General features: G+C 57.7%; 1 protein-coding gene. It reads left to right on the top strand.

Features of this window, described 5'->3' with window-relative positions; translation table 11 throughout:
- Positions 1-118 precede the first annotated feature (118 nt).
- Positions 119-1,081: a hypothetical protein gene (locus G528_RS18530; RefSeq protein ID WP_169515293.1), complete on the top strand. Its 963-nt coding sequence runs from the start codon at positions 119-121 to the stop codon at positions 1,079-1,081.
- The last annotated feature ends 81 nt before the right edge of the window (positions 1,082-1,162 follow it).

Here is a 1,162-nt window from a genome sequence, read left to right as displayed (position 1 = left end):
CGGGCCGATCAGCGTCCGCCCGTTCGCCAAGATCAGCGTGACCACTGCTACCGGTGTGTACGTGTACTACGACCACGGCCCCACCAGCCGCATCTGACCAGCATTGGAGTACAGACACATGAAATCTACATCGCGAATTGCAAGCGTTGTTCTGGTGCTAGTTTCGAGCATCAGCCTGGTTATCGGGCTAGGTGTCGCAACCGCAGAGACTCCGGCAGAGCGCTGCAAGAGGGAAACCACCGCATACAACAACGCTTGGAAGCAGGCTTGGGCTAGGGCAAACCCAGGCAAGAGTGCCACCGATGCACCGGCGCCTCCTGTTCCCTACAAGTGTGGAAGCGACCCCTCAGCGCCACCGCCGTCAAACGCCCCCGACTCTTCAGATGAGGAGAAGAGCCCGAAGGGCACCCCCGAAGCCCCTAAGTCGCAAAAGGATGACCCTAAAGATCAGCCGGGCATCGATGCTCCAACTGATCGGAATGACAACGCGAACGGCGTTGATCCAAGTCAGCCGACGATTCAACCGGGCGACTACCGTCCTCAGAACTTGCTTGCACGCGCCAAGATGCTCGTCGACCAATTGCTTCGTGCTGTGAATCCTCGAGCGAAGTACCTGTCATACACGAAGGCGGACCGTAAGCTTGCAGATGACTACGTCACGCCAACTCGTGGGAAGCCGAAGCTCCAGATTGAAAACTTGGGTCGGAAGAAAGCCGCTGAATACTGCAGGCGTACTTCACTCAAGCTAGAACGCAAGGCATTGGCTGGAAATACGCTGTATACGTGGTGGCAAGAGGTCAAAATTTGCGGAATTCCGGGAGTCACTATGACCTCGATTGAGGTTGTACACCGCGGCGGCGAGACGAAGACGCCTACTTGGAGCTACAACGGGCAGGCCTTCGATTCCCTCGCCCGCGTCGGCCTTGATCGCTACCACGGCTACTCGCTCTCCGGCGAGCAGTTCGAACAAAAGATCGTCTGGTCGGGACTGGGCATGGGGCAACGCACAGAGTGCTTCAGTGGGACCGCGACGGCCGCCGGTGACTTTAGCGCGGACGATTCGTGCCAGATTGGAGGGTAGTGCCCGTGTCCACGATGTTTCGATCCAGTGAGTCAACTGCGACTGTTTCGACTCAACGAAAGGTTGTCGAAGTCATCCTTG

It is taken from the genome of Gordonia shandongensis DSM 45094 (assembly GCF_000423025.1).
GTDB lineage: Bacteria > Actinomycetota > Actinomycetes > Mycobacteriales > Mycobacteriaceae > Gordonia > Gordonia shandongensis.
The sequence above is the reverse complement of the archived record's forward strand: the minus strand, read 5'-3'. Positions and strand labels throughout refer to the sequence as shown.

What these genes read in the sequence shown, in the direction of transcription:
- G528_RS18530 (WP_169515293.1), top strand. Translation starts at nt 119, where the DNA reads ATGAAATCTACATCGCGAATTGCAAGCGTTGTTCTGGTGCTAGTTTCG.